A 6,461-nucleotide genomic window follows, 5' to 3' on the forward strand; every position below is an offset into this window, starting at 1 on the left:
TAAACCATTTTACTTTACCTGTTGCCATTTTAATCCTCCTAAATATCAATCAGTGACAGAATATATTACCCTGCAAATCTTATTATGGGTAATTATTTAGGATTTTAACCAAATTCACTTGAAGAAATACATGGAAAAATAAAGATTTACCAATTTATCGCAGAATAACGGGCTGTAAAACAACTACTGATTATTTATTCGTTGTACGGCTTCTTCTTCTTTCCCGGCCATCTCTTCTGTCTCTACCAGCATTTCCTGAACTTCTGCCTCTGTCATTATAGCGTTTTCTATCGCCGCCTCTATCTGTTCGCGGCTTTCTAACACGTATCGGTTCAACAGCTGTTAATTTAACTGGAGTAACATCAATGTCCTTAGTTAATAATTTTAATGCCGCTGCTAATAAGGAAACAGAGTCAGTGTCTTCGAGTAAATTTTCGGCTGCACGCTTATAATCATTATGGTCATTTTTCTCAATAATAGCCATTAGGCGATTAATGGTAGCCTGCTGATTGCCTGCTAGTACATCTTTGAAAGATGGAACTGGACTTTTCGTCATTTTGCTCTTTGTTACGTTTTCAATGATCTTCAAATGATCAATTTCTCTTGGAGATACAAAAGTTACTGCAAGTCCTTTATTTCCAGCACGGCCTGTTCGTCCAATTCTATGGACATAGCTCTCAGGATCCTGCGGAATATCAAAGTTATATACGTGGGAAACCCCGCTAATATCAAGACCCCTTGCTGCCACATCTGTAGCAACCATGATATCGATCGTTTGCTCTTTAAAACGGCGAATAACTTGGTCACGTTTCGCTTGAGGGATATCACCATGAATTCCTTCAGCTGAATAGCCGCGTTTAATTAATCCTTCAACCACTTCATCCACACGTTTTTTTGTACGACCAAATACAATCGCAAGCTCTGGAGATTGAATATCAAGAAGACTGCAAAGCACATCAAATTTCTGTTTCTCCTGAACTTCCATGTAATGCTGTTCGATATTTTTCACAGTCATTTCTTTAGCTTTAATTTTTACTAATTCCGGATCCTTCATGAATTTTTCTGCAAGTGTTTGAATTCTTCTAGGCATTGTTGCAGAAAATAGGAGGGTTTGTCGTTCTCCTTTAATTTCACTTAAAATTCTTTCAATATCTTCAATAAAGCCCATATTTAACATTTCATCTGCTTCATCAAGCACAACCATTTTTATATTGCTAAGTCGAATCGTTTTTCTTTCAATATGGTCAATCAGTCTTCCAGGCGTAGCTGCAATAATATGTGGTCTGTTTTTTAAAGCGCGAATTTGGCGATTGATATCCTGACCGCCATATATTGGTAAAGTTTTTACGCCCTTAACTTGACCGATTCGGTTTAATTCCTCTGCTACTTGAACTGCCAGCTCACGAGTAGGAGCAAGAACAAGACCTTGAATTCCTTCTTCAATATTGATTTGTTCTAGAAGCGGAACACCGAATGCAGTCGTTTTTCCTGTACCAGTTTGGGCCTGCCCAATCATGTCTTTACCCTCTAAACCAATCGGGATTGCTTGAGCCTGAATAGGTGTTGGTTCCTCGAAGCCCATATTTGATAATGCTTTTACTATTTCATTACTTAAGCTAAAATCTGAGAATGTTGTCAAAATATTTTTTCCTCCTTATGATCGTTACGCTACTTACTTTTGTCATCATCTATATTAAACAATAACTACGTTAATAGGTTTTCCAGTTTGCATCTCTTTTTTACATTTTTAAAATAAGAATTTATTTCCCATTATAAAAAATGATCTTTAAAGTATTTTCCAATTAAATGAGGAAAAGTATTATTCCTAAAAAGCAAGTTGGATGGATTCTCTTTTGAGGAATGGATGAAGAATATACAAAGTGGAGAAAAAATAACGTAAAAAAGTGATGCATGAATGACATGCACCACTCCATTTCTAGCAATATTATGCTTTATTTACGTTAGAAGCTTGTGGTCCACGGTTACCTTCAACGATTTCGAAAGTTACAGCTTGGCCTTCTTCTAAAGTTTTGAAGCCATCAGTTTGGATTGCAGAGAAGTGTACGAATACGTCTTGACCTTCTGAAGACTCGATGAATCCAAATCCTTTTTCTGCATTAAACCATTTAACTTTACCTGTGTTCATGTTATTACCTCCAAAAATATGTTTCACTATAAGTCTTTAATATATAGGCTTTAACATAAAAAGATCGTACCCACAATAAATGAGGAATAAAATCGTCCACAATTTATTGTAGCTACGACCACTTATCCAAAAATATATATAACGAACATTACAGCGTTAACCTTATAATAAATGAGGAACCTAATATTGTCAATAACAAAAGGATAAATTACATTTATTAAACTATTTGGCCTATTCGAGGCTTTACTATGTTATGCTTCAGCGCATAATCTTAGTATAACACCTAAAACAATGAAAGCCCTACCTCTCTTCCATCCTTACGGCTCCAAGACCGTGCCAGCGGGAATCAGGTATTAAGAAAATCAGTTCATTATTGAGATTAATAAAATAATTGTGATTTTTCATTTTGTAGAATTAAAACTGAAGTGAAGATGTTCCGGGTAATCAGAAGAAGATTAAAGAAGAAATTGCCATATAAGCTGCTAATTGATCAATTATAATTTTTTATTCCGAACCTTAAACAAACGAATGATGTATTGTGTTACATCAATATTCACTACTCTACGAGTAAACCTCAAATAAGCAATAATTTATTGTATCAAAAAATAAACGGTAAGTCAAATACTATTTCAGATTGAAATTGATGGATTCCTACGAGAAATAGATTAGAAGTCTGTCCTGAAGTTAGTTTTTCATTTCCTAGACAGACCCAATACCGAAAAGGTAAAAGAAGCTGTGTTATTAGTTGATGATCGGGATGTTCTAATGTATTTGCCTATTCATACAATTTATCTGGTGTTGTTGCATCGTTTAATTCCTGCTCAAGTTCCATAATAAATTGTTGCTTCCTCTTTTCACTCCAGCCAAAGTATTCTGACATATAATAGTGTACCTGCTTTCGATATTTCCTTACTGAATGTATATCAAATAGCAGGTCACCTGTTCTTCTTATAAAAAAGTCAGAAGGGGTCGAAGCCATTTCATATTCTAGTGCATATTTGAGCTTAACCCATAAAGTAATTGGCATTTCATATTTCTCCGCTTTATTACTGCTATCAGTTTCAATCATTTTAAATAATATTGGAGCATTTGACCCGTACATGGAAACGAGATGAAAAGCCTCATCTTGTGTTAGTCCGATTTCTATACCAACCCGGGATAAACCTTCGATGAAAGCTTTATAATTTCTAGAACCTCCAACATCCCCTCCAGAAATAGGCAAAGCCCTTGTCATGCAGCTGAGAAAATATTTGTTATTTTTCGCTATTAATTTTCTTGCAAGTAAATTAACAACGGTCTCTGCCATTTTACGGTATCCCGTTAATTTACCGCCTGCTATCGTAATGAGACCAGATGGAGCTTCCCATATCTCATCTTTCCGCGAAATTTCCGAAGGGTCCTTCCCCTCTACCGAGATTAATGGCCGAACTCCAGCCCAGCTTGATTCAATATCCGTTTCTCTCACCTCTGCATCTGGAAACATATCGTTAATTGCATGGATGAGATAATCTCTATCTTTCATAGTTATTTTTGGATTTTTAGGATCATGATTATAGAAAGTATCTGTTGTTCCTACATAGGTTTTTCCATTTCTCGGGATCGCAAAAATCATGCGGTTATCTGGTGTGTCAAAATATACAGCCTGCTCTAAAGGTAATTTAGATTGGTCAAATACAACATGGACACCTTTTGTCAGCTGCATTGTCTTTCCTTTTTTTGAACCATCCAAGTCCCTAATAAAGTCAACCCATGGCCCTGAAGCATTAACAATTGTATGTGCCTTAATCTCGTACTCTTCTCCAGTTAACTGATCAACTGCCATTACGCCAGCTACTTCATTATTATTATAAAGAAGCTTATAGGCCTTCGTATAATTTATAGGTACAGCTCCTTTTTCATAGGCTGCTTTCAACACTTCAATTGTTAAACGAGCATCGTCCGTACGATACTCTACATAATATCCAGCACCCTGAAGTCCTTCCTTTTTAATAAGAGGGACTTTCCCTGCCGTTTCTTGAGCATTTAGCATCCTTCTCCTTTCTTCTCTTTTTACCCCTGCTAAATAATCGTAAGCTCTAAGACCTATTGAAGTGCTAATCCGTCCAAACGTTCCACCTTTATAAATCGGCAGAAGCATCCATTCAGGTGTTGTGACATGTGGCCCATTCTCATAAACAACGGCTCGTTCCTTTCCAACTTCTGCAACGAGTTTAACCTCAAGGTTTTTCAAATAGCGAAGACCGCCATGTACTAGCTTTGTTGAGCGGCTTGATGTGCCTGAAGCAAAATCCTGCATTTCAACTAAAGCAGTCTTCATCCCTCTAGAAGAGGCATCGAAAGCGATCCCCGCACCGGTAATTCCCCCGCCAATTATCAAAACATCAAATTGATTCTTTTTCAGTTTGTTAATCATTTCGTGTCGGTTTTTGTTTGAAAACATCAATATTTCATCCTCCTTTTCAAAAGTAAGTAAAGTTTCCTATAAGGAGAGGATGTTCGATCTTTTATTTAAAAGCCATCGCCGCATGAACTGCTTTCTTCCAGCCGTTATATAGGTCATTTCGATTCTCCTCCAGCATATTGGGATTAAAAGAACAATCAATTGCCCATTTCTCAGCGATTTCTTCCTGGCTTCTCCAGAAACCAACTGCAAGTCCTGCAAGATAGGCTACTCCAAGTGCAGTCGTTTCATTAATGGTAGGACGTTCGACCGGAACATTTAATATATTTGATTGAAATTCCATGAGAAAATTATTTTTCACAACTCCTCCATCTACCCGCAGTTTTTTTAAATTTATTCCCGAATCAGCTTCCATGGCGGATAGGACATCTTTTGTTTGATAAGCAAGAGATTCTAAAGTCGCTCGGATGAAATGTTCTTTCGTTGTTCCTCTTGTTAATCCAAATATAGCTCCACGAACATCGCTGTCCCAGTAAGGAGTACCAAGACCAACAAAAGCAGGAACTACATATACACCATCAGTAGATACAACTTTTTTCGCATATTTCTCACTATCTTTAGCATTTTTAAGCAGCCTTAGCCCATCTCTGAGCCATTGTATGGCAGACCCCGCAACAAAGATACTCCCTTCTAAAGCATATTCCACTTTTCCATTTAAGCCCCAAGCAATAGTTGTTAACAGTCCATGCTCAGAACGAACAGCTTTTTCACCTGTATTCATTAACATAAAACAGCCTGTGCCGTACGTATTTTTTGCCATGCCTTTTTCAAAACAAGCCTGTCCGAAGAGGGCTGCCTGCTGATCCCCCGCGATGCCAGCAATCGGCACCTCCCTGCCAAAAAAGTGAGAGTCTGCTGTATGCCCATATATTTCAGAAGAAGGCCTAACATTCGGAAGCATACAATCTGGTATATCAAGAATTCGGAGCAATTCTTCATCCCATTTTAAATCATATATATTAAACATAAGTGTCCGTGAAGCATTGGAAAAATCAGTTACATGGCACTTCCCGCCTGTAAGCTTCCAGATAATCCATGTATCCATCGTGCCAAACAATAACTTCCCTTGCTTTGCATCTGCCTTGGCACCCTCATCATGATCTAATATCCATTTAACCTTCGTGCCTGAAAAATATGCATCAATTAATAAACCAGTCTTTTCACGAAAAATATCATCATAACCTTGGGATTTTAATTGTTCACAAATATCGCTTGTCTGTCTAGATTGCCATACAATGGCATTATATACGGGAGTGCCTGTTTCTTTATTCCACACAACAGTCGTTTCCCTCTGATTTGTAATCCCAATTCCAGCAATTTGCTCAGGTCTTACACCTGATTCTGTTAGAACTGCAGCAATAACCGCCAGGATTGACCCCCAAATTTCGTTTGGATTATGCTCAACCCAACCCGGGTTTGGAAAGTATTGCTTAAATTCCTTTTGCGCAATATGGACAATGGCTCCCTTTTGGTCAAAAATGATCGCACGAGAGCTTGTCGTTCCCTGGTCTAGAGATAACATATACTTTTCCACTTTCCATCTCTCCCTATAGTAATAATCCGCAACTTTTTTCCTTATTATTACTATATTAGCAAAAACAATTAATTTGCGATAAAAAAACCGATTTTGTTCAATACAAAATCGGTAATGTAAAACAGAAATGAAGTATAACTTTTCTTAATTTTGAGAACTGTCTAGCTCCACAAGGAACGCTTCGGCAGCATTATCATCGCACGAGTAAAAGCGTTAGCTTTTAGGAGGAGCGCCTACCCCCGACGTACAGGACGTACTAGTGTCGACAATGCGACAGGACAAGGAAAGCTTCGGAAGCGTAATCATCGCACGACCAAAAG

General features: G+C 37.7%; 4 protein-coding genes. All 4 read right to left on the bottom strand.

Annotation, left to right across the window (positions count from 1 at the left end; translation table 11 throughout):
• Nucleotides 1-190 precede the first annotated feature (190 nt).
• The 4 genes from V7122_RS23275 to glpK all read right to left on the bottom strand — a co-directional run bounded on the left by V7122_RS23275 (nt 191) and on the right by glpK (nt 6,141).
• The gene (locus V7122_RS23275) at nt 191-1,639 is read right to left on the bottom strand and encodes a DEAD/DEAH box helicase (RefSeq protein ID WP_335529525.1); all 1,449 of its coding nucleotides are present in this window, start codon (nt 1,637-1,639) and stop codon (nt 191-193) included.
• 306 nt (nt 1,640-1,945) lie between these two features.
• Nucleotides 1,946-2,146, bottom strand: coding sequence for a cold-shock protein (locus tag V7122_RS23280; protein ID WP_066300496.1), 201 nt, complete (start codon nt 2,144-2,146; stop codon nt 1,946-1,948).
• A 775-nt stretch (nt 2,147-2,921) separates the two neighbouring features.
• Nucleotides 2,922-4,589, bottom strand: coding sequence for a glycerol-3-phosphate dehydrogenase/oxidase (locus V7122_RS23285; protein WP_335347697.1), 1,668 nt, complete (start codon nt 4,587-4,589; stop codon nt 2,922-2,924).
• Nucleotides 4,590-4,650: 61 nt separating this feature from the next.
• Nucleotides 4,651-6,141, bottom strand: coding sequence for a glycerol kinase GlpK (gene glpK / locus V7122_RS23290; protein ID WP_335347696.1), 1,491 nt, complete (start codon nt 6,139-6,141; stop codon nt 4,651-4,653).
• Nucleotides 6,142-6,461 lie beyond the last annotated feature (320 nt).

The organism is Bacillus sp. JJ1532 (assembly GCF_036965085.1).
Lineage (GTDB): Bacteria > Bacillota > Bacilli > Bacillales > Cytobacillaceae > Cytobacillus.